Here is a 20,624-nt window from a genome sequence, read left to right on the forward strand (position 1 = left end):
TCATTCGGACACAGGGGAAAAACAGTATGCGTAAATTCATCGGGTTAACGGTTGGTACCGCCCTTTCACTGGCGCTGATCCAGCCGGGCATGAGCGCCGAAAATAAGTCCGTGGCGCTGGTGCTGGGGGTGAAAGGCAGCCCGTTTTATCAGGCTTTGCAGTGTGGTGCGCAGGAGAAAGCAAAACAGATGGGCATTAACCTGGTGGTCTCGGCTCCCGATCAGTTTGCCGCCGACAGCCAGATCCCGGTGGTGAATGCGGTAACCGCCACTCAGCCTGCCGTCGCCGCTATCGTGCCGACAGATACCCAGGCGCTGATTGCTCCCATGAAACAGCTGGCAGGACGAGGAACGAAAGTGCTGACGGTCGATCAGACGCTGAACGACTCCTCATTCCTGCAAACGAAGATTATCTCGGATAACGAACAGGGCGGGAAGATGGCAGCGGATGCGATGAATAAGTTGCTGGGCGGTAAAGGTGAGGTGCTGGTGATCACTCAGCCGCCAGGGTCGGCCGCGCAGGATGCCCGCGAGCACGGCTTCGCTGAGCAAATCAAAAAGTATCCGGGGATCAACTACATCGGGGCTCAGTATCAGAGCGATGACCCACAAAAAGCGGCGGAAATTGTGACCTCGACCCTGTCGGCACATCCACAACTCGCCGGGATTTTCTCCACCAACGATCAGGGTGCGATTGGGGCAATTACCGGGCTGCGCCAGGCTGGTGCAACGAAAAAGGTGAAGATGGTGGCCTATGACGCCGCAACGGCGGAAGTGAGCGCGCTGAAGAACGGCACCATCAACGTATTGATTGCACAGAATCCAAAGCAGGAAGGGGAAGCGGTGATTGAAACGGCCAGCAAGCTGATGGCAGGACAGACGGTACCGAAGCAGACCCTGACCGAGCTGGTGAGCATTGATTCGCACGAACACGCTAAGGCTGATAAGTACGAATACAAGGCCGACTGCATGTAAGCATTACGCGGGGGTTCGGGCGTATCGCGAGCCCTCAGCGTGATTTTCTCAGTTTATCATCCGCTGGCTGCTGCGATCAGGGAGCATTTTCACCCGTTCGGCCATAAGTAAATAAAACTGGAAGCGATTCTGAAAGATCCGGTATTAAGCGGTGAACTGCGAAGTGAATTCTCTGCTCTGGCGCCGCAGGCGCTGGCAGAACCGTGGGAGGCTGGCGGTGACTACTCCTCCGGCCCGATGGTTTATGTCATCCGTCCCGGGCCGGAAGTGCATGTGGAGGTAACCCTGTCGCCAGCCATGGTGAAGGAGACAGAGCAGAAGGAAGCCTCTTACCAGTGACACTTTGCATCGATCAAAATGGCCGGAAAGCGCTTAAAGAAAATCCTTAGCCTTCTGGATCAGGCTGGTCTTGGTCAGTGCGCCGAGGTACTTCCTCTCAACCGCGTTATTCAGCACCGGCAGGCGCTCCAGGGTAACTCGGGCAAAGGCTTCCCACCCTTCGGTAATAGTCTGGTTTTCGAAAATATAAGGGAAATCCTCATCCATCACGCAACTGACCGGTGAACTGAGGGTGATCTCTTTATCCAGCACTTTACGGGAGATATCGTGGATCGAGACGGCCCCCATAAACTGCCCCGTTTCGCTGATCACATAGACAAAGCGTTCACGCTTCAGTGAACTGACCGCCAGCGCTTTACCGACCGAATCTTCCGGCTTCAGCGCCGCGCCGGAGACAATAAACTGAGAGATAATGCCGTTGTCGAAATCAAACTTGGCGTCCGAGCGGCTGAAGTGGTTTTTAATCACCGGATAGGTGCTGTTTGACTGCAGGCGGTAAACGGTCATTGAGGCCAGCACGCAGGCGATCATTGTCGGGAACAGCAGGCTGCTGTTCAGCGTCATCTCCAGCACCATCAGCATTGCCATCAGCGGTGCCTGGCTGACCGAGGCCAGCACCGCGCCCATCCCTACTGCGGCAAATATTACCGTACTGCTTACCGGCCAGCCCGCGAGGCTTGCCAGGGTGCTCACCAGCACGCCCAGCACTGCGCCAATCAGCAGCGAAGGCGTAAACAAACCGCCGACGGCATTCGACCCCACCGAAACGGCAGTAGCAATCATCTTCAGCAGTAGCAGGACAATCAGCCCTTTCAGTAAAAAGCCTCCCGCCATGATGGCGACAATCACTTCATAACCGTTCCCGAGAATATTGCGGGTGGCAATCGCCATGATGCCGACCAGCAAGCCGCCAAGCCCAAGCCGCAGCGGCAGGCTTTTAATCCGGCCAAAACGCTGCTTACTCTGCCCAATCAGCCAGATCATCGCAAACCCCACCAGCCCCGCCAGCAGGCCAATCACGATGGTCAGCAGCATATTGCCGATCGTCATTTCAAACTGCGCATGCGAGAACGGGTAGATGGCCGAACGGTAACCCAGCGTCCACATCGTCAGCACGGCCACGCCGGAAGAGATGATCAGCGGGATCAGCCGCTGCAATGCGGAGATGCCGAAAGCGATTTCTGCGACGAAGATAGCCGAGGCCAGCGGTGCGTGGTAGACCGAAGAGAGTCCGGCAGCGGCAGCCATCGCCACCACGTCACTGTTCTTCAGCCTGAAATTTTTGAACAGCAGCCGCCCCATCAGACTGCCGCTGAGGGCGGAAAGCTGCACCATCGGCCCCTCTTTACCTATCGAGGCACCGCTGCTGATGCTGGCAATGGAAGAGAACGCGCGAAACAGGGACGTTTTGGTCGGCACCGCATCCAGCCGGGCGTTAATCACTTCCAGATAATCGGTGCGCACCGTCTCTTTCTGCTCGATAGCGGTGGCGTAACGCAGGAAGAACCCGGCGATCAGGCCGCCCAAACCGACAATTAGCGGCCACAAATACCACGGATAAACGCCAATTGCCTGAGTGACATCCTGCTGGGTACCAAACACCAGCGAGTTAATCAGCGCAATCAGGCCACGGAATCCGAGCGTCACCAGCGAAGCAATCAGACCCACGGGGATAGCGACCAGAATACTGGTCCAGTTCAGTGCATGTTTGCTGCCCGTGGTCATTGTCTTCATTCACTCCACAACCCTGGTATGTTCTTATCGTGAGAGAGGATGCGTTAAAAATCAAATAGTCAGTGCATCGCTTTTTTTAGCCATTGCCCTGACAGGCTCGCATGCTACTCTGATATTTAACCCTGTGTCGGACCCGGATCCGTCCACCCAGACCGTGTGGAGACTGAAACACGCCATGATACGCTTCGCTGTTGTAGGGACAAACTGGATAACACGCCAGTTTGTCGATGCCGCGCATGAAAGCGGCAAAATGAAGCTTACCGCCGTCTATTCCCGCTCGCTTGAACAGGCTCAGGCCTTCAGCAATGACTACCCTGTGGAACACCTGTTCACTTCGCTGGAGCAACTGGCGCAGTCGGACGCGGTTGACGCAGTTTATATCGCCAGCCCCAACGCCCTGCACTGCCAGCAGTCACTGCTTTTTCTACAGCATAAAAAACACGTGATTTGCGAGAAGCCGCTGGCCTCAAATATCCGCGAAGTGGAGGCGATGATCGCCTGCGCGCGCGACAACCAGGTGGTACTGTTCGAAGCATTCAAAACGGCCAGCCTGCCTAACTTCCACATCCTGCAACAGTCACTGCCGAAGGCGGGCAAGCTGCGTAAAGCGCTGATCAATTACTGCCAGTACTCTTCCCGTTATCAGCGCTATCTGGATGGTGAGAACCCGAATACCTTCAATCCCGCCTGGTCGAACGGCTCGATTATGGATATCGGCTTTTACTGCCTGGCTTCGGCTGTGAGCTTGTGGGGAGAACCCTACTGCGTAACCGCCACCGCCTCATTGCTGGAAAGCGGCGTTGACGCTCACGGCACGGTAGTGATGAATTACGGCGATTTTGACGTCACGCTGTTGCATTCCAAAGTCAGCCAGTCAGTGATCCCCAGCGAAATCCAGGGGGAAGATGGCTCGCTGGTGATTGAACTGATTTCCGATTGCCAGCGCATCAGCTTTGTGCCGCGTGGAGGTAAATCACAGGACCTCAGCCAGCCCCAGCATATCAACACCATGCTGTACGAGGCCGAAACCTTTGCCCGACTGGTGACGAATAACGAAGTGAACCATGCCGGGCTGGCGACCTCCCGCACCACGGCGAAATTGCTGACTGAAATCCGCCGTCAGACCGGGGTGGTTTTCCCGGCGGATGAATTACCCGATCAGGCTACTGTGTAAATATTTCTAAATATTACCGTGCGCCATTGACCTTTGCTCCCCCACCCTTTATCTTCGGGCGCAGCAAAGGGGAGTAACTTCATTGCCGGTTAATCGTCATTACGGTGCGCAAGCACCCGGTTGCCGGGCATCCAGGATATGTCCTGTGTTGTAAGTGAGACCTTGCCGGAAGGCGAGGTTTGCATACAGCCAAAATACTGTGGCTGACGTCTTCCGACGTTGGCCATTTTATTTTGTACAGGAAGGACTTATGAATACCGTAGGCACACCGTTACTCTGGGGCAGCTTCGCTGTCGTGGTGCTGATCATGCTGGCCATTGACCTGCTTCTGCAGGGCCGCCGTGGCGCACAAACCATGTCTCTTAAACAGGCCGCATTCTGGTCGCTGGTCTGGGTCTCCGTTTCTCTGCTGTTCGCCGCCGGTCTGTGGTGGTACCTGAAAGGCACCGTTGGGCCGGAAATCGCTCATACCCAAACTCTCGCTTTCCTCACCGGCTACGTGCTGGAAAAAGCGCTGGCCGTTGATAACGTCTTTGTCTGGCTGATGCTGTTCAGCTACTTCGCGGTTCCCGCAAATCTGCAGCGTCGCGTGCTGATTTATGGCGTACTCGGGGCGATTGTGCTGCGAACCATCATGATCTTCGCGGGCAGCTGGCTGGTTAACGAATTCAGCTGGATCCTCTACGTCTTCGGTGCTTTCCTGCTGTTCACCGGGGTGAAGATGGCGATGGCCGGAGAAGAAGGCGAAGGCGCTGTGGGCGATAAGCCGGTAGTCCGCTGGCTGCGCGGGCATCTGCGCATGACGGAAAACCTTGAAGGCGAGAAGTTCTTTATCCGCCGCAACGGCGTGCTGTTTGCCACCCCGCTGCTGCTGGTGCTGATCATGGTTGAGTTGAGCGACGTGATTTTCGCCGTGGACAGCATCCCGGCGATCTTTGCGGTCACTACCGACCCGTTCATCGTGCTGACCTCTAACCTGTTCGCCATTCTCGGCCTGCGTGCGATGTACTTCCTGCTGGCTAACGTGGCGGAACGCTTCTCGATGCTGAAATACGGTCTGGCTGTGGTGCTGGTATTTATCGGCTTCAAGATGCTGATCGTCGATTTTTACCATATCCCGGTGGCTGTTTCCCTGAGCATCGTTGGCGGCATCCTGACCGTGACGCTATTAATTAACGCCTGGGTCAACCATCGCAACGACCAGCGGCAAAACCGCAAATAATTTGTTTACCTGCACGTAACATCAGGCCCGGCGTGGGCAGCACTACTCTGCCGCCGGGTCATTTTTCGCTTCCCCTGCCATATCTTTTCCTTATACTTCTCCCCGCAAACACAAGAACACCGCTAAGTTCAGCGCGAATGACGCTGACGGGTATCACAATCACTTACACTGCTGGTTTTTATTATGTCTATGGAAAAGAGCCGTCCGGGGCTGCTACAACGTCTGTTGCAGGGAAGCCTGGTCACCCAAATTATGATCGGCCTGGTGGCCGGTATCGCCCTGGCGTACTTCTCAAAAGAGAGTGCTCAGTCCGTCAGCCTGCTGGGGTCGCTGTTCGTCAGCGCGCTGAAAGCGGTTGCTCCTCTGCTGGTCATGGTGCTGGTGATTGCCTCAATCGCTAACCATCAGCACGGGCAGAAGACAAATATCCGCCCTATCGTGATCCTCTATCTGCTGAGTACCTTTTTTGCCGCCGTGCTGGCAGTGGTGTTCAGTCACCTGTTCCCGCAAAACCTGACGCTGACCGCTGCAAATCAGGAAATTGTGCCCCCTTCAGGCATTATGGAAGTGCTTAACGTCCTGCTGATGAGCATGGTTTCAAACCCGATTGAGGCACTGATGCATGCCAACTACATTGGCATTCTGGTGTGGGCGATTGGTCTGGGCTTTGCCTTCCGTCACAGCAGCGACACCACCCGTGCGTTCCTCAATGATGCCTCGGATGCCGTGACCATGCTGGTGCGCATCGTGATCCGCTTTGCGCCGCTGGGCATCTTTGGCCTGGTGGCCTCGATCCTCGCCACTACCGGTTTTTCTGCACTGTGGGACTACGCCCATCTGCTGGGACTGCTGCTGGGCTGTATGCTGCTGATGGCGCTTGTGGTAAACCCGATTCTGGTTTACTGGAAAATCCGTCGCAATCCTTATCCGCTGGTGTTTATGTGCCTGCGCGAGAGCGGCGTGACCGCCTTCTTTACCCGCAGCTCGGCCGCCAATATCCCGGTGAATATGGCGCTGGCTAAGAAGCTGGATCTGGATGAGGATACCTATTCCGTGTCGATCCCGGTTGGCGCAAACATCAGTATGGCCGGTGCGTCGATTACCATTACCGTGCTGACGCTGGCGGCGGTCAATACGCTGGGCATTCAGGTGGATACCAGCACGGCGATCCTGCTGAGTCTGGTGGCCTCGATTTGCGCCTGTGGCGCGTCCGGCGTGGCGGGCGGTTCGCTGCTGCTGATCCCGGTGGCCTGCAACATGTTCGGCATCCCGAATGAGGTGGCAATGCAGGTGGTTGCCGTAGGCTTTATCATCGGCGTGCTGCAGGATTCAGCTGAAACCGCGCTGAACTCTTCGGCGGACATTCTGTTTACCGCCGCAGCCTGTATGGCTGAAGATCGTAATGTAGAGCAAAAAGCCTGATGTTCCCCGCCACAGCGCCCTGCCGTGGCGGCCTTTTTCATTCCTACAAAGTCACGCCACTTTTGAAAATCGCCAGCTCGCGGAAATCGTTCAGCTCATTTTTGGTCTGACGCCCATCGGCAATCTCTACCAGCGTGTCGACAAAGTTCGCCAGAAGCGTCTCCATTTCCGTGCCGTGGATCAGCGCACCGGCATCAAAATCGATCCAGTGCGGCTTTTTCAACGCCAGCTCACTGTTGGTCGCCAGCTTCACCGTTGGCACAAAGCCGCCGTAGGGCGTGCCCCGTCCGGTACTGAACAGCACCATATGGCAGCCAGCACCAGCCAGCGCACTGGTGGCGACCGCATCATTTCCCGGCGCACTCAGCAGGTTCAGCCCCGGCTGCTGCAAGCGCTCGCCATACTTCAATACGTCGACCACTTTGCTCTGCCCGGCTTTTTGCGTACAGCCCAGCGACTTCTCTTCCAGCGTGGTGATGCCGCCTGCCTTGTTGCCCGGCGAAGGGTTTTCATAAATCGGCTGGTGGTGATCGATAAAATAGCGCTTGAAGTCGTTAATCATCCGCACGGTTTTATCGAACGTCGCTTCGTCACGGCAGCGGCTCATCAGAATACGTTCGGCACCAAACATCTCCGGCACCTCAGTCAGCACCGTTGTCCCGCCGTTAGCAATCATCTGATCGGAGAAACGCCCCAGCAGCGGGTTGGCGGTAATACCAGACAGGCCGTCAGAGCCGCCGCACTCCAGCCCAAATTTCAGCTCGCTCAGGCGGCCCGGCTCACGGCGATCGTGGCGCATCGCCTCGTATAAACGTCGCAGATGGACCAGTCCGGCCTCCACCTCGTCATCATGCTGCTGCAGCGCCATAAACCCGACGCGATCAGCATCATATTCTCCCAGCGTTTCGCGAAACACGCCGACCTGATTGTTCTCACAGCCCAGCCCGATAACCAGCACCGCTCCGGCGTTAGGATGGCGCACCATATTTTGCAGCATGGTACGGGTATTCTCATGATCCTGGCCGAGCTGCGAGCAGCCGAACGGGTGGGTAAACAGGTGCACGCCATCTATCCCCGCCGCGTCATCGCTCTCCTTCAGAAAGCGGCTGACGATCTGCTTCGCAATGCCGTTCACACAGCCAACCGTTGGCAACACCCACAGCTCATTGCGGATGCCGACGTTACCATTGCGCCGACGGTAAAGCTTCACTTCGCGATCGCCCATCTGGGCCGGAAGCGTGGCGAAATCAGGCTGATAGTGGTAGTCGTCCACATCGCTCAGATTGGTGCGGGCATTGTGGGAATGAATCGCTTCTCCGGCGGCGATCGCCTGGGTGGCGTGGCCGATTGGCAGGCCGTACTTCATAATCAGCTCACCCTTTTCCAGCGGCTGCAGGGCGAATTTGTGCCCGCGATCCACCGGCTGTTGCAGCAGGACGGAAAGACCCGCCACGTCCAGTTTTTCGCCCTCGTCCAGCCCGCTCAGGGCCACGGCGACGTTATCGTTGTTATGTATTTTAATAAAACGCTGCATAGCAATTTCCTCAGTTCGCGTGGGTCAGTGCCGCACGCATGCCATCACCTTCGATCCGCTGCAGATGCTCTGTCACGGCGGCGGTTAATCCGGGTACTTCATTAAGGTTTTCTCCCCAGTGCTGCGCGTCACCCAGCACCGCTTCCACCAACTGCTGCGGGGCGATGTTCCCGCTGCTGAGCTGGTTCCACAACTCGCGTGAGCGCTGCAACAAACGCTCCTCATCCTGAAGCGGATAACTGCCGTCCTCGCGCTGGCCGCGATAAAACGCCAGCAGCGCTGCCAGTGCAAAGGTCAGCCTGACCGGCGGTTTCCCCTGCAAGCGCTGGCTGGCAAGCAGTTGAGGCAGCAGGCGGGTGCGGAATTTTGTCATGCTGTTCAGTGCGATCGCCTGTAACTGATGGCGAATAAAAGGATTGCGGAAGCGATTGAGAACGGCATCCGCAAAGCTGTTCAGTTCTGCGGCTGGCAGGCTCAGCGTCGGGATGACCTCCTCACGCAGCAGGCTATCGATGTAGCCCGCGATTTCCGGATCGGCCATGGCTTCCCCCACCGTGTCCAGCCCGGCCAGAAACGCGACCGGCACCATCGCTGTGTGCGCGCCATTGAGGATCGCCACCTTCTGCTCTTTGAAGGGTTTGATATCATCAACCAGCCGGACATTCAGCGCACAGCGATCCAGCCGCAGCGCCTGTTCCAGCCAGCGTGGTCCCTGGAGCACCAGCAGGTAATACACTTCTCCGGCCACCAGGTAATCGTCGCGGTAGCCCAGCTGCTGTTCAATCTCTGCGGCCTCCTGCGGGTAGCCAGTCACAATGCGATCCACTAATGTGGAGCAAAAAATATTCTCCTGCTCAACCCACTGGCTGAATGCTGCCGGAAGCTGCCACTCGCTGGCATAACGCAGCACCAGCGCTTTCAGCGCCTCTCCGTTATCGTCAATCAGCTCGCAGGGAATGATCACCCAGCCCCTATCACTGGCACCGTTAAAGTGTCGCCAGCGCTCCAGCAGCAGCTGAGTCAGTTTTGCGGGGAATGATCCCGGTGGCCTGTCCGTCAGGCTGTCGCCAGCCTCATAGCGAATGCCAGCTTCCGTGGTATTGGAAAATACAAAGCGAATCGCCTCATCCCGCGCCAACGCCAGATATTCGTCGAACTGCTGATAAGGGTGGATCTCGCGGTTTACCGAGCGGATCAGCCTTGGCTGATTTACCAGCTCACCCGCTTCATCAATGCCGCGGATCAGCGTGGTATAGAGGCCATCCTGCCCGTTGAGTGTTCTGGCAGGCTGGCTGTTACGGGGACGCACCACCACCACCCCGGCATCCAGATCGGTGTGTTCGTTAAGCAGATCAATCTGCCAGTCGGTGAAAGCGCGAAGAAAATTTCCCTCGCCAAACTGAATAATCCGGTCAGGGTGAACCCGTCCTGGAAAATCTCTGCGGTTTAAACGGAGCATAGCGTTTTCCTTTGAAGGACTAATAAGACAGGGACAGAGGAAAACCCTGTCCCGGCGGATCAGAGCTCAATCGCGAAGTAATCCCGCGCGTTGTTAAAACAGATATTGCGCACCATATTGCCCAGCAGTTCGATATCGTCAGGGGCTTCGCCGTCTTCCACCCAGCGGCCCATCATCTGGCACAGCAGGCGGCGGAAATATTCGTGGCGGATGTATGAGAGGAAGCTGCGGCTATCGGTCAGCATGCCCACAAAGCGGCTGAGCAGCCCCATCTGCGCCAGCTGGGACATCTGGCGGGTCATGCCGTCTTTCTGGTCGTTAAACCACCAGGCCGAGCCAAACTGCATTTTTCCCGGTTGTCCCTCTCCCTGAAAATTACCCGCCATGGTGGCAATAACTTCGTTGTCGCGCGGATTCAGGCAGTAAAGGATAGTTTTGGGTAATGCCTTGTTCCGCTGCTGGGCATCCAGCAGCAAGGCCAGCGGAATGGCGACCGGACGGTCATTGATCGCGTCATAACCAACATCCGGTCCCAGCAGCGCGAACTGCTCACTATTGGCATTACGCAACGCGCCGATGTGATACTGCTGCACCCAGCCGCGACGGGCGTACTGTTCGCCCAGCCAGACCAGCAGTGCAGTTTTAAACTGTGCAATCTCCAGCGCGCCGGGCAATGCTCCCTTCAACCTGCGTTGCAGAATAGTGTCCAGCGTGGCGTCATCCGCTTCAGCATAGAGCACCTCATCCAGCGCATGGTCGGACACTTTGCAGCCATGCGCCGCAAAGTGATCGAGCCGACGACTCAGCGCCACACATAAGTCGTCGAAACGGGTGATATGCACATCCGCTACGGCAGAGAGTTTTTGCAGATAATCAATAAAACCAGCCGCACCAATGTTGCAGGCTTTATCCGGACGCCAGCTCGGCAAAACTTTAATGCTGAAAGAGGCATCGTCAGCCAGTTGGCGGTGATAACGCAGGTCGTCGACTGGATCGTCTGTGGTTCCCACCATTTTGACATTCATCTGCTGCAGAATGCCGCGAGCGCTGAACTCCTCTCTGGCCAGCAGGGCATTACACCGCTGCCAGAGAGGCTCAGCCGTCTTTTCTGACAGCAGAATATCGGTGATGCCAAACGGACGACGAAGCTCCAGGTGTGTCCAGTGATAGAGCGGATTACCGAGAGTGTCCGGCACCGTTTTCGCCCAGGCCAGGAACTTCTCATGGTCGCTGGCATCACCGGTGATGAGATTTTCCGGAACGCCGTTAGCCCGCATCGCACGCCATTTGTAGTGATCGCCCTTCAGCCAGATATCATACAGGTTGCTGAAACGGTAATTCTCCGCAATCTGCTGCGGCGGAAGATGGCAGTGATAGTCAAATATGGGCTGTCCTGCGGCATATTCATGGTACAACCGGCGGGAAAACTCGCCCTTCAGTAAAAAGTCCTCGTGGATAAATCCGGCCATATCTGGCTCCTTTTCAACAAGCTATGGATAAAGTTATCACACCAATTACGCCAATAATGAGAACATTTATACCTTCCAGATCACAAAAGGAGCACTTTTTATCGGTGTATTTTTTCTTAAAGAACAAAAATAAACATCAAGCATATGTTTTATAAATACATTATATTAACCACACTATATTTAATGTCTTTTTGTGATGGCACGGACCTTTAAAAGATGTATGACAAGTTATCGTGGCGGCGTTTATTTTCGGCCGGTCAGAAAGTAAACATCTGTCGCGCGGGTGTCATCTCCGACAAGTCGTCCCGCTTCGTAGAGGGCGGCCACAGCAAAATGTGGCCCGGATAACACTGTCGGGAGTTTTTATTGATGCGTAAAATCAAATGGTTACGCTGGCATATGATTGACCCCGGCACCATCGGCCTGTTCACCAGCCCCTATGCAGCGATTGCGCTGCTGTGCGTGGGCGGTTTCGCGCACCAGGCCCTGTCCGGCGCGCTAATCACTCTTTCTTCAGATGTCTTTGGTCGCAATGAGGTTGCCACGGCTAACGGCCTGACCGGGATGGCCGCCTGGACAGCCAGTACACTGTTTGCGCTGGTGATAGGCTGGGATTCAGCCCGCTGTTCGCTGCGCTGTCGGTCTTCGATCTGCTGGGCGCGGTGGCAATCTGGACGCTGTTAAAGAATAAACCCATTTCTGAACTGCATCCGGAACCGGCCGCGATACCGGACGCCTCGCCTCAGCATTAATGAACCAGTTCCGCCCCCGGCTCAAAAGTGGTATAACAAATTCCAATTTTCAGGAATTATGCCGGAGGGTGGATCATGAACCTGACTGAGTCTCGTCGACTTTACCAACAACTCGCCGCGGAATTTAAACGACGCATTGAACAAGGGATGTATCCGGTAGGTGAGAAATTACCTGCAGAGCGTTTTATTGCTGAAGAGATGGGGGTCAGCCGCACTGTGGTGCGTGAAGCCATCATCATGCTGGAGGTGGAAGGTTATGTTGAGGTCCGAAAAGGCTCCGGCATCCACGTCGTCTCACTGCAGCAAAAAAATCGCATTAATATTGAAGGACTGGAGTTTGCCAGCTTCGGACCCTTTGAACTGCTTCAGGCCCGCCAGCTGATTGAAAGCAACATCGCTGAATTTGCTGCCACCCAGATCACCCGCCAGGATATTTTATTGCTGATGGAGATTCAGGAGCAGGCCCGAAAAGAGGATCGCTTCCGGGATTCTGAGTGGGATCTTAAATTTCACGTGCAGATTGCGAGAGCCACACAGAATGGCGCGCTGGCAGCTATTGTGGAAAAAATGTGGCGACACCGGTTGCAAAATCCATACTGGCTGAAATTGCATGAGCACATCGATGAAAAATCCATTGAGAGCTGGTGTGAAGATCACGATAAAATCCTAAATGCACTGATGCGTAAAGATCCTGCCGCCAGCAAACTGGCCATGTGGCAGCACCTGGAACACACCCGCCAGATGCTTTTTCGCGCCACTACCGATGATTTTGAATCGAATGTTGACCGCTACATGTTCACCGAAAACCCGGTGGTTGCCTTCGATGCTCTCCCGGACGGTAAAAAGTAGATTTACGCCCTGTCATAGGGCGTAATCAATGTTCAGTAAGCGCAATTATGTCAGCCTGTGTAAAACTCCTTTGCCAGGGCGTGCAGCCCCTGTAAAACATCTTTGGCGACAAGTTACCCCTGTCTCAACCGTCGGCATTTTGTTACAGTTAATCGCTTTTTTTTACCGTTTGAGACGGGAGAGAGATCGGAAGCCCGATTTTTCTACCCCGTGAAGATTTTGTCCCTGTTCAGATGACGACCCGCACTCATACTAACGATAATCAAATCGTGCCGGCCGCCGCCAGAACCGGGTTAACAACGCCGTTCAGGAAGACCTTTTATGGATATTTTTAATGACCTGGTCCACGCACTCTGGCAGCAGGATTACGAGATGCTGGCCGACCCCACGCTGGTCTGGGCAATCTATTTTGTGCTGTTTATGATCCTTTTTCTGGAGAATGGCCTGCTTCCGGCCGCTTTCCTGCCTGGCGACAGCCTGCTGATCCTGGTCGGCGTGCTGATTGCCAAAGGCACTATGACCTTTCCGCTGACCTTGCTGATCCTGACCACTGCTGCCAGCCTGGGTTGTTGGGTCAGTTATATACAGGGGCGATGGCTGGGCAACACGTCCACCGTGCAGAAATGGCTCTCGCATTTACCGGCGCAGTATCACCAGCGGGCGCACAGTCTGTTTCATCGCCACGGGCTTTCTGCCCTGCTGATGGGCCGCTTTATTGCGTTCGTCAGAACCCTGTTACCCACCATTGCCGGTCTCTCCGGCCTGAGTAACGCACGCTTCCAGTTCTTCAACTGGATGAGCGGCTTCCTGTGGGTGCTGATCCTGACGGTGCTTGGCTTTGCGCTGGGTAAAACACCGATTTTCCGGAAATACGAAGATCAGCTGATGTTCTGCCTGATGATGTTGCCGCTACTGCTGCTGGTCTGCGGGCTGTTTGGGTCTCTCTACGTGCTGTGGCGTAAAAAACGCAGTGCAGACACCGGGAAAAACTCATGATGCTGAATCAGATCAAACCCTGGGCCACCCCGCGCTGCCTGACCATTGTGGCCGTTGCCACCGCCGCGTTACTGATGGTGGTCTTTTTACCTGCGCTGTTCCGCAGCGAGACAGCCCTGCAGATCCGCGCCTCTCGCCAGGGCATCGCTCTGCCCGATGGTTTTTATGTTTATCAGCGACTTAACGCTGAAGGCATTCAAATTAAAAGCATCACACCGGATAAAAACTCACTGGTGATCAAATTTGACTCGCAGGAACAAAGCGTGGCGGCCGAAAAAGTGCTGCGGGAGTTACTGCCCTACGGTTTCGACATCGCTCAGCTGGAGCAGCCCGCCACGTCAGAGTGGATCAGCCGCATCAGCCCGCACCGGCAGACGGTGGGGTAGCCGCCTCGTTGCCCGGCTCTCACCGCCTGCCGGGCACGCTATCTCTAAGAATCTTCTCTCTTTTTGAGCTTTCTGGTTTTTCTGACTATGCTTAACCTGAGCCAGCTAAATCGAAGCGTTACAGGATTGACAGGGTGTTCCGGCGCCCAAACAACGGAAGGTGAATACCAAGATGAAATACCGCACGATCCTCGGACTCAGTCTTTTATCCCTGACCACTTTTGCCCAGGCGGCGGATTCGCTGTGTCTGCAAAAAGAGCAGGATATACAGCATGAAATTGAGATTGCCCGTCAGCATGACAATCAGCGCCGGGTGAACGGGCTGGAACGCGCACTGACCGAAGCTCGCGCAGGCTGTACGGATGAGAAGCTCTCAAAACTGCATCAGGAAAAGATTATAGAGCATCAGCAAAAAGTTGAAGAGCGTCAGAAAGAGCTGGATCGGGAGAAAGCGGACGGCGATGACAGCAAAAAAATCGCCAAACGTGAAGAGAAGCTGGCAGAAGCACAACATGAACTGAAGGAAGTCCAGGCTGCGCCCTACTGAGCGCCCTAAGCCGGACTCTCACCATTGATCATTAAAGGAGTTTGTCATGTCAAAAGATACCACCTCTGAGCATCTGCGCGCGGAACTGAAAACCCTGGCGGACACGCTGGAAGAAGTGCTAAGCAACACCGGCGACAAGTCGAAAACCGAGCTGGATAAGCTGCGCAGCAAAGCGCAGATCGCCCTGAAAGACACCCGCGCCCGTCTGGGTGAATCCGGCGATCGTATTGCCAAAACTTCTCGCGAAGTGGCCGATCATGCCGATGTTTACGTGCGTGAAAATCCCTGGACCAGCGTGGGTATCGGTGCCGCCATTGGTGTGGTACTGGGTGTCCTGCTGACGCGCCGTTAATGATGGCGGATTCTCAGCAAAGCCAGGGCCCCGGCAAAGGGGTCATTAATATTGGGCAGCGTATCGTCACCACCATGGTGGGGATCGTGGAAACCCGCGTGCGGCTGGCAGTGGTTGAGCTTGAGGAAGAGAAAGCCAATCTGATTCAGATGCTGATGATGATTGGCCTGACTATGCTCTTTACTGCTTTCGGCCTGATGAGCCTGATGGTGCTGATTATCTGGGCGGTGGATGCGCAATACCGTCTGATGGCTATTGGCATTACCACGGCAGTGCTGTTCGCCCTGGCCATTATCTTTGGACTCTGGACGCTGGCCAAATCGCGTCGCTCCACGCTGCTCAGCGCCACACGCAAAGAACTGAAGTCTGACCGCAAGCTGCTGGAGGATGACTGATGAGCCGCGAACGTGACGAGCGTAAGGCTGAGCTGCTGCGTCAGGTCCAGCAGCAGCGTCTCGACCTGAGTACCGACAGAAAACTGTGGCTGGAACGTACGGCCCGCTACGATCATGGCTGGCTGACACTGGTTGGCCTGCGCCGCTATGTGGCGGTAGGCAGCGGCCTGATGGCGATCTGGTCAGTCCGCAATCCCCGTTTTATCACCCGCTGGGCCAAACGCGGCTTCGGCGTATGGAGCACATGGCGCGTGGTACGCAACTACCTGCCCCGCCGCTAAAGCAGCTTCTCCTCAGTCTGACACAGGGTCCAGTATGTTCCGGGCCCGGCCTCTGTGTTCAATTTTCCTGAAAAACATCGACAGATTAACTCGCTTACAATAATTCCCTCCTGCGAATATTATCTCCAGCAACGAAAGGCACTAAGCGCGAAAGACGCGCCAGGCCTGAACTTAAAGCGACTGGCAAACCTGTCAGTCAGTGAAAACATGTTGGGGTTGATGATGAAAAAATTAGAAGATGCCGGTTTCCTGATCGCACGTATTTTAATGCCAGTGCTGTTTATTGTGGCTGGTTGGGGCAAGATTACCGGTTACGCCGGGACTCAGCAGTATATGGAACATATGGGCGTGCCCGGTTTCTTTCTGCCGCTGACCATTTTGCTGGAATTTGGTGGTGGCCTGGCAATCCTGTTCGGCTTCCTGACCCGCTTCACAGCGATTTTCACTGCCGTGTTCACGCTGATCACCGCGTTTATTTTCCACATTAATTTCAGTGTTGATGGCAACTCCATCAACTTTATGAAAAACCTGTCTATCAGCGGTGGCTATTTGCTGCTGTTTATCACCGGTCCGGGCGCTTACAGCATCGACCGCGTGCTGAATAAAAAGTGGTAATTATTCGATATAAAAAAGCAGGACGATAATCGTCCTGCTTAAAATGACAAACTGACTTTTAAGCTGAATTTTTAGCTTTGATTTGTGCGACTGCATCAATACCGAATTCGACAATATTGCCAATGCCAGCACCAATATTAGAGATGGCACTCACAAAATCCAGCTCGAAGATGCTACCAATACCGGAACCCAGTTTCTCTGCCGCGGTAGTGGCATCAGTATTAAGCCCACCAGCGCCAGTGCCCAAATCAACGATGGAGCCGATGGCAGAACCAATGCTCTTGCCCAGATCGGCAAAGAAACCAGCACCAGAGACATTTTCAATTTCAATTTCAATGGAATTTAACTCACGCATAATTTTATCCTTATATATATCCTTCGCGCGTTTGTTACGGCGCGCAATCAGTTTAATAATGTAAGAATGAAAGTCAAAGCATAAAGAAATTAATTTTCAATAATTATATTTAGATCGCTTTTTATCTGGAATGCACCAACCGGAAAATATAAAAAAGAAGCAATGTAAATAAAGACGTTGTTTTTTATAAACTCCAGTAAATTGGTTTATTCTTATACTTAACTTCAACGACAAAGCGAGTTCACGCTTTACTCAAAGAGAGTCACTATGGGACAGCTGATTGACGGTGTATGGCACGATAACTGGTACGACACCAAATCCACAGGCGGCCGCTTTAAGCGCTCTGAGTCTGCCTTCCGTAACTGGGTCACCCCTGACGGTCAGGCCGGATTAACCGGTAAAGCAGGCTTTCGCGCTGAAGCTGGTCGCTATCACCTTTATGTTTCTCTCGCCTGCCCCTGGGCGCATCGCACACTGATTATGCGAAAGCTGAAAGGGCTGGAAAATCTGATTTCCGTTTCCGTGGTGCACCCGCTAATGCTGGAAAATGGCTGGACGTTTGATGATGATTTTCCGGCAACCACCGGCGACAGCCTTTACCAGAACGAATACCTTTATCAGCTCTATCTGCATGCCGACAAAGAGTACACGGGGCGTGTCACCGTGCCGGTGCTCTGGGATACACAACAAAACACCATTGTCAGCAATGAGTCGGCCGATATTCTGCGGATGTTTAACAGCGCGTTTGATGCGGTCGGTGCAAGAGCTGGCGACTATTACCCGGCAGAGTTGCGCGACAAAATTAATAAAGTGAACGGCTGGGTTTATGACACGGTGAATAACGGCGTGTATAAGTCTGGATTTGCCACTTCGCAAAGCGCCTATGATGAAGCGGTTACCGCGCTGTTCAACTCGCTGGAGAGGCTGGAGCAGATGCTGGGGCAGCATCGCTATCTGACCGGCGACCGACTGACCGAGGCCGATATACGCCTGTGGACTACGCTGGTGCGCTTCGATCCGGTCTATGTTACTCACTTTAAATGCGACAGGCACCGCATCAGCGATTACCTGAATCTGAATGGTTTTCTGCGAGAAATTTATCAGTTGCCGGGCCTGGCAGAGACAGTGGACCTGGCTCATATCCGCAATCACTACTACCGCAGCCATAAAACCATCAATCCATACGGTGTGATTTCATCAGGGCCGGCCTTCGACTGGGATGAACCGCACGGCCGCGATGAACGCTTCCGCTAAGTGATAAGTGCACAGGCTTGATGCCTGTGCTCAGCACTGGCTGATTCAGCTCTGTCGCTTCGCCAGCAGCTTCGGGATCTCCCGCAGACACCAGGCTTTAGCCTCGCCCATGCTGTCACGCCGCCACGCCATGATAATCTCCACTTCCCGCGTATATTCCGGGCTGACCACACGCAGCCGCCCTTTGGCAATGTCTTTCTCCACCATGGGATAAGGCATGGAAGCAACGCCCAGACCAGCCAGCAAAGCGCGATGCTTGTCTTCGATTGAACTGACGGTCAGACGCTGCTGCTTATCCAGCAATTGCACGGTGAGCACCGGACGTTCACGGGCAGTATCCGCCACCGCAATGCCCCGGTATTTCACTCTGGTGACTTCAGAAAGCGGCTCTGGCTCAGCGTGAATGGGATGATCCGGGCTGGCGACAATCACGCTCATCATGCTGTAAAGCTTGCGGGTGTTGATCTCTGAAGAGGCGCGGAAATGCATATCCGGCGCGATAACGATATCCGCACGTCCCTGCTCCAGGCGCTCCCAGGCACCCGCCAGCACTTCAGTGATCAGCGAGATCTGAGTATTGGCTTTGTCAGAAAGTTTATCGATCAGAGGAAAGAGATATTCACAGGGCACCAGCGCTTCAGTCACGATGGTGAGATGAGTTTCCCAGCCACGCGCCAGCGCTTCGGCATCGGTAGTCAGCTTGTCCGCCGCTTCCAGCAATACCCGCCCGCGCTCCAGCAGCATCCGTCCCACGTTGGTGAATTTGGTCCGGTGACCAGAGCGGTCAAACAGCACCACATCCAGCTCCTCTTCGAGCTTTTGCATGGTGTAGCTGAGAGCGGAAGGCACACGGCCCAGCTCATCGGCCGCGGCGGCAAAACTGCCCCGGCGATCGATTGCATCCATCACACGCAGCGCTTCCAGCGTCAGGGCACGATCTTTGGCCATAGCGATTCTCTGTCAGGAATTTTGAATATACCGAGCAGATTAACTGGCTAACAATCTGGCGTCCAGAAACTTACCATAGCAGGATAATAAACGGTCGGCTTCATGCACGATCGGGGAGGACCACATGATTACCAGTCGCACGGCGCAAGAGTGTGGCAAAGCTGATTACGGCTGGCTGCAGGCGCGTTATACATTTTCCTTTGGCCACTATTTTGACCCCAAATTACTGGGCTATGCGTCTTTACGTGTGCTCAATCAGGAAGTGCTGGCACCAGGGGCTTCCTTTCAACCGAGAACCTATCCAAAGGTCGATGTCCTTAATCTGATTTTGCAGGGTGAGGCGGAGTATCGCGACAGTGACGGTAACCATGTCACCGCCCTGACGGGGGAAGCGCTGCTGCTTTCAACCCAGCCCAACGTCAACTACAGCGAATTCAATCTGAGTAAAGAGCAGCAGCTTACGCGGATGCAGCTGTGGCTCGATGCCTGCCCGGAGCGTGAAAACGCGGCGGTACAGCGCGTAAAGGTGGCTGATAATATCCGCTATACCCTATTGGCTTCACCAGACGGTGCGGAGAACAGCCTGCAGCTCCGTCAGCAGGTCTGGGTGCACCATGTGATGCTGGAGCCAGGCGAGACGCAAACCATCAGGCTGCATGGCCCAAGAGCTTATCTGCAGTCGATTCACGGCAGCCTGAATGCGGTGACTCACTCTCAGGCGAAAGAAGAGCTGGTGTGTGGCGACGGCGCGTTTATTCGTGAAGAAGAGAGCGTGACGCTGATGGCCGATACTCCCCTGCGTGCGCTGGTTATTGATTTGCCGGTGTAAGCCCTATTGCTCGCTCACATAAAAGAAAATGCCCCGGACGGTCCGGATCGTCAGGGGCATTATTTTGAGTCAGAGACTTTTACTGAAGTTTGCTCAACCAGAAGTGATACAACTGAATTGCAGCAGGTCCGATAGCCGCCTGGCTCTGGGTATATTCTTCCGGCGTCATCTGCTCCAGGTTGGTGGTGCTCACCTCGTCAGCATGAATAGCGATAGCTTCCAGAGCCGGAGCTTCACTGGAAGGTAAGGCCGACCAGTTATCCAGCGCCACGCCCCGCATATAGCCAAAGCACCACTCCTCCACCACCAGATAGTCTTCACCTTCCAGGGTCTGATAACCAAACAGAGGATCAAACTGATCGGGCGCATCGCGGAGTCTTTCAGCGATATCGTTCATGTGCTGCAGCGTCAGCTGCTGGAAGCGCTGTTGTTCTGCGGCGGATGACCAGTCCGGTTCCGATGCATCAGGCCCCCAGATGGCAGCCTGCCACTTCTCAGGCTGGACTCGGCCAGGCCCGGAAAGGATGGCCGTCAGCATGCCATCCAGCTCGGAGACATCCAGCACGGAATCGTCGCTTCCATGTTTCATCAGGATCTCATCCAGCCATTCGATTTGATCTTCGTCCAGTGGTCCGGTGTTCATGTGGCTTTCTCCTTATGAATTTCAACTCTTAGCGAAGTTTACCCGTTAATGTCAGTGGAAGTGTAAGTGATATGCAGCCTGCTGAGGTGATTAAA

At 54.7% G+C, this 20,624-nt stretch carries 21 protein-coding genes and 1 pseudogene; 15 read left to right on the forward strand and 7 right to left on the reverse strand.

Annotated elements, in window-relative coordinates:
• Positions 1 to 26: 26 nt before the first annotated feature.
• On the forward strand, positions 27 to 974 hold the full coding sequence (locus tag AC3Y5R_RS13745; RefSeq protein ID WP_489921819.1) for an ABC transporter substrate-binding protein: 948 nt from the start codon (positions 27 to 29) through the stop codon (positions 972 to 974).
• Positions 975 to 1,346: 372 nt separating this feature from the next.
• On the opposite strand, the gene AC3Y5R_RS13750 is transcribed toward AC3Y5R_RS13745, so the two are convergent.
• Positions 1,347 to 3,038: a chloride channel protein gene (locus tag AC3Y5R_RS13750; protein ID WP_489921886.1), complete on the reverse strand. Its 1,692-nt coding sequence runs from the start codon at positions 3,036 to 3,038 to the stop codon at positions 1,347 to 1,349.
• A 184-nt stretch (positions 3,039 to 3,222) separates the two neighbouring features.
• Between AC3Y5R_RS13750 and AC3Y5R_RS13755 the strand changes: the two genes are divergently transcribed.
• The 3 genes from AC3Y5R_RS13755 to sstT all read left to right on the forward strand — a co-directional run bounded on the left by AC3Y5R_RS13755 (position 3,223) and on the right by sstT (position 6,865).
• Complete coding sequence (locus AC3Y5R_RS13755; protein ID WP_489921820.1) at positions 3,223 to 4,221, forward strand: Gfo/Idh/MocA family protein; 999 nt, start codon at positions 3,223 to 3,225, stop codon at positions 4,219 to 4,221.
• A 250-nt stretch (positions 4,222 to 4,471) separates the two neighbouring features.
• Positions 4,472 to 5,443: a TerC family protein gene (locus tag AC3Y5R_RS13760; RefSeq protein ID WP_489921821.1), complete on the forward strand. Its 972-nt coding sequence runs from the start codon at positions 4,472 to 4,474 to the stop codon at positions 5,441 to 5,443.
• Positions 5,444 to 5,632: 189 nt separating this feature from the next.
• The gene (gene sstT / locus AC3Y5R_RS13765) at positions 5,633 to 6,865 is read left to right on the forward strand and encodes a serine/threonine transporter SstT (protein ID WP_489921887.1); all 1,233 of its coding nucleotides are present in this window, start codon (positions 5,633 to 5,635) and stop codon (positions 6,863 to 6,865) included.
• A 43-nt stretch (positions 6,866 to 6,908) separates the two neighbouring features.
• Here sstT and AC3Y5R_RS13770 read toward each other — a convergent pair whose 3' ends face one another.
• From AC3Y5R_RS13770 to uxaC, 3 genes are read right to left on the reverse strand one after another with little or no spacing between them, the layout of a single operon-like run.
• Positions 6,909 to 8,399: a UxaA family hydrolase gene (locus tag AC3Y5R_RS13770; protein ID WP_489921822.1), complete on the reverse strand. Its 1,491-nt coding sequence runs from the start codon at positions 8,397 to 8,399 to the stop codon at positions 6,909 to 6,911.
• A gap of 10 nt (positions 8,400 to 8,409) precedes the next feature.
• The gene (locus tag AC3Y5R_RS13775) at positions 8,410 to 9,858 is read right to left on the reverse strand and encodes a tagaturonate reductase (protein WP_489921823.1); all 1,449 of its coding nucleotides are present in this window, start codon (positions 9,856 to 9,858) and stop codon (positions 8,410 to 8,412) included.
• Positions 9,859 to 9,917: 59 nt separating this feature from the next.
• On the reverse strand, positions 9,918 to 11,327 hold the full coding sequence (gene uxaC, locus AC3Y5R_RS13780; RefSeq protein ID WP_489921824.1) for a glucuronate isomerase: 1,410 nt from the start codon (positions 11,325 to 11,327) through the stop codon (positions 9,918 to 9,920).
• A 399-nt stretch (positions 11,328 to 11,726) separates the two neighbouring features.
• Between uxaC and AC3Y5R_RS13785 the strand changes: the two are divergent.
• From AC3Y5R_RS13785 to AC3Y5R_RS13825, 9 genes and pseudogenes are all read left to right on the forward strand, one after another.
• A pseudogene (locus tag AC3Y5R_RS13785) lies at positions 11,727 to 12,079 on the forward strand (MFS transporter); the annotation flags it as partial.
• 75 nt (positions 12,080 to 12,154) lie between these two features.
• Positions 12,155 to 12,928, forward strand: coding sequence for a transcriptional regulator ExuR (gene exuR / locus AC3Y5R_RS13790; RefSeq protein ID WP_489921825.1), 774 nt, complete (start codon positions 12,155 to 12,157; stop codon positions 12,926 to 12,928).
• 321 nt (positions 12,929 to 13,249) lie between these two features.
• Positions 13,250 to 13,924 (forward strand): DedA family protein, encoded by a 675-nt coding sequence (locus AC3Y5R_RS13795; RefSeq protein ID WP_489921826.1) that lies wholly within the window; start codon positions 13,250 to 13,252, stop codon positions 13,922 to 13,924.
• Complete coding sequence (gene mzrA, locus AC3Y5R_RS13800; RefSeq protein ID WP_489921888.1) at positions 13,924 to 14,310, forward strand: EnvZ/OmpR regulon moderator MzrA; 387 nt, start codon at positions 13,924 to 13,926, stop codon at positions 14,308 to 14,310. The genes AC3Y5R_RS13795 and mzrA overlap by 1 nt, the downstream gene beginning before the upstream one ends.
• Positions 14,311 to 14,482: 172 nt before the next feature.
• Positions 14,483 to 14,857, forward strand: coding sequence for a DUF1090 domain-containing protein (locus AC3Y5R_RS13805; RefSeq protein ID WP_489921827.1), 375 nt, complete (start codon positions 14,483 to 14,485; stop codon positions 14,855 to 14,857).
• A gap of 46 nt (positions 14,858 to 14,903) precedes the next feature.
• A complete protein-coding gene (locus AC3Y5R_RS13810; protein WP_489921828.1) occupies positions 14,904 to 15,209 on the forward strand; it encodes an ElaB/YgaM/YqjD family protein in 306 nt (101 codons plus the stop codon).
• Between the two features lie 2 nt (positions 15,210 to 15,211).
• Positions 15,212 to 15,604: a phage holin family protein gene (locus AC3Y5R_RS13815; protein WP_199257188.1), complete on the forward strand. Its 393-nt coding sequence runs from the start codon at positions 15,212 to 15,214 to the stop codon at positions 15,602 to 15,604.
• Positions 15,604 to 15,885, forward strand: coding sequence for a YqjK-like family protein (locus tag AC3Y5R_RS13820; protein WP_489921829.1), 282 nt, complete (start codon positions 15,604 to 15,606; stop codon positions 15,883 to 15,885). Before AC3Y5R_RS13815 ends, AC3Y5R_RS13820 begins: the two co-directional genes overlap by 1 nt.
• 222 nt (positions 15,886 to 16,107) lie before the next feature.
• Positions 16,108 to 16,500: a DoxX family protein gene (locus AC3Y5R_RS13825; RefSeq protein WP_158780411.1), complete on the forward strand. Its 393-nt coding sequence runs from the start codon at positions 16,108 to 16,110 to the stop codon at positions 16,498 to 16,500.
• Positions 16,501 to 16,558: 58 nt separating this feature from the next.
• Here the strand turns inward: AC3Y5R_RS13825 and AC3Y5R_RS13830 are convergent, their stop codons facing one another.
• The gene (locus AC3Y5R_RS13830; RefSeq protein ID WP_489921830.1) at positions 16,559 to 16,855 is read right to left on the reverse strand and encodes a hypothetical protein; all 297 of its coding nucleotides are present in this window, start codon (positions 16,853 to 16,855) and stop codon (positions 16,559 to 16,561) included.
• 267 nt (positions 16,856 to 17,122) lie between these two features.
• Between AC3Y5R_RS13830 and AC3Y5R_RS13835 the strand changes: the two genes are divergently transcribed.
• Complete coding sequence (locus tag AC3Y5R_RS13835) at positions 17,123 to 18,109, forward strand: glutathione S-transferase family protein (protein ID WP_489921831.1); 987 nt, start codon at positions 17,123 to 17,125, stop codon at positions 18,107 to 18,109.
• A gap of 45 nt (positions 18,110 to 18,154) precedes the next feature.
• On the opposite strand, the gene AC3Y5R_RS13840 is transcribed toward AC3Y5R_RS13835, so the two are convergent.
• Positions 18,155 to 19,057 carry a LysR family transcriptional regulator gene (locus AC3Y5R_RS13840; RefSeq protein WP_489921832.1) on the reverse strand — a complete coding sequence of 301 codons (903 nt, stop codon included), beginning with the start codon at positions 19,055 to 19,057 and terminating at the stop codon, positions 18,155 to 18,157.
• 124 nt (positions 19,058 to 19,181) lie between these two features.
• Here AC3Y5R_RS13840 and AC3Y5R_RS13845 point away from each other — a divergent pair, with 124 nt between their 5' ends.
• Positions 19,182 to 19,886: a pirin family protein gene (locus AC3Y5R_RS13845; protein WP_489921833.1), complete on the forward strand. Its 705-nt coding sequence runs from the start codon at positions 19,182 to 19,184 to the stop codon at positions 19,884 to 19,886.
• A gap of 79 nt (positions 19,887 to 19,965) precedes the next feature.
• Here the strand turns inward: AC3Y5R_RS13845 and AC3Y5R_RS13850 are convergent, their stop codons facing one another.
• Positions 19,966 to 20,529, reverse strand: a complete 564-nt coding sequence (locus tag AC3Y5R_RS13850) for a UPF0149 family protein (protein ID WP_158781305.1) — start codon at positions 20,527 to 20,529, stop codon at positions 19,966 to 19,968.
• Positions 20,530 to 20,624: the final 95 nt, after the last annotated feature.

This window comes from Erwinia sp. 009765445 (genome assembly GCF_058137865.1).

Coding starts and splice junctions, on each gene's coding strand:
- AC3Y5R_RS13840 (WP_489921832.1), bottom strand. CDS start 19,057: ATGGCCAAAGATCGTGCCCTGACGCTGGAAGCGCTGCGTGTGATGGAT.
- AC3Y5R_RS13760 (WP_489921821.1), top strand. CDS start 4,472: ATGAATACCGTAGGCACACCGTTACTCTGGGGCAGCTTCGCTGTCGTG.
- AC3Y5R_RS13850 (WP_158781305.1), bottom strand. CDS start 20,529: ATGAACACCGGACCACTGGACGAAGATCAAATCGAATGGCTGGATGAG.
- sstT (WP_489921887.1), top strand. CDS start 5,633: ATGGAAAAGAGCCGTCCGGGGCTGCTACAACGTCTGTTGCAGGGAAGC.
- AC3Y5R_RS13810 (WP_489921828.1), top strand. CDS start 14,904: ATGTCAAAAGATACCACCTCTGAGCATCTGCGCGCGGAACTGAAAACC.
- AC3Y5R_RS13825 (WP_158780411.1), top strand. CDS start 16,108: ATGAAAAAATTAGAAGATGCCGGTTTCCTGATCGCACGTATTTTAATG.
- AC3Y5R_RS13815 (WP_199257188.1), top strand. CDS start 15,212: ATGGCGGATTCTCAGCAAAGCCAGGGCCCCGGCAAAGGGGTCATTAAT.
- AC3Y5R_RS13755 (WP_489921820.1), top strand. CDS start 3,223: ATGATACGCTTCGCTGTTGTAGGGACAAACTGGATAACACGCCAGTTT.
- AC3Y5R_RS13770 (WP_489921822.1), bottom strand. CDS start 8,399: ATGCAGCGTTTTATTAAAATACATAACAACGATAACGTCGCCGTGGCC.
- exuR (WP_489921825.1), top strand. CDS start 12,155: ATGAACCTGACTGAGTCTCGTCGACTTTACCAACAACTCGCCGCGGAA.
- AC3Y5R_RS13775 (WP_489921823.1), bottom strand. CDS start 9,858: ATGCTCCGTTTAAACCGCAGAGATTTTCCAGGACGGGTTCACCCTGAC.
- uxaC (WP_489921824.1), bottom strand. CDS start 11,327: ATGGCCGGATTTATCCACGAGGACTTTTTACTGAAGGGCGAGTTTTCC.
- AC3Y5R_RS13805 (WP_489921827.1), top strand. CDS start 14,483: ATGAAATACCGCACGATCCTCGGACTCAGTCTTTTATCCCTGACCACT.
- AC3Y5R_RS13750 (WP_489921886.1), bottom strand. CDS start 3,038: ATGACCACGGGCAGCAAACATGCACTGAACTGGACCAGTATTCTGGTC.
- AC3Y5R_RS13745 (WP_489921819.1), top strand. CDS start 27: ATGCGTAAATTCATCGGGTTAACGGTTGGTACCGCCCTTTCACTGGCG.
- AC3Y5R_RS13795 (WP_489921826.1), top strand. CDS start 13,250: ATGGATATTTTTAATGACCTGGTCCACGCACTCTGGCAGCAGGATTAC.
- AC3Y5R_RS13820 (WP_489921829.1), top strand. CDS start 15,604: ATGAGCCGCGAACGTGACGAGCGTAAGGCTGAGCTGCTGCGTCAGGTC.
- AC3Y5R_RS13845 (WP_489921833.1), top strand. CDS start 19,182: ATGATTACCAGTCGCACGGCGCAAGAGTGTGGCAAAGCTGATTACGGC.
- mzrA (WP_489921888.1), top strand. CDS start 13,924: ATGCTGAATCAGATCAAACCCTGGGCCACCCCGCGCTGCCTGACCATT.
- AC3Y5R_RS13835 (WP_489921831.1), top strand. CDS start 17,123: ATGGGACAGCTGATTGACGGTGTATGGCACGATAACTGGTACGACACC.
- AC3Y5R_RS13830 (WP_489921830.1), bottom strand. CDS start 16,855: ATGCGTGAGTTAAATTCCATTGAAATTGAAATTGAAAATGTCTCTGGT.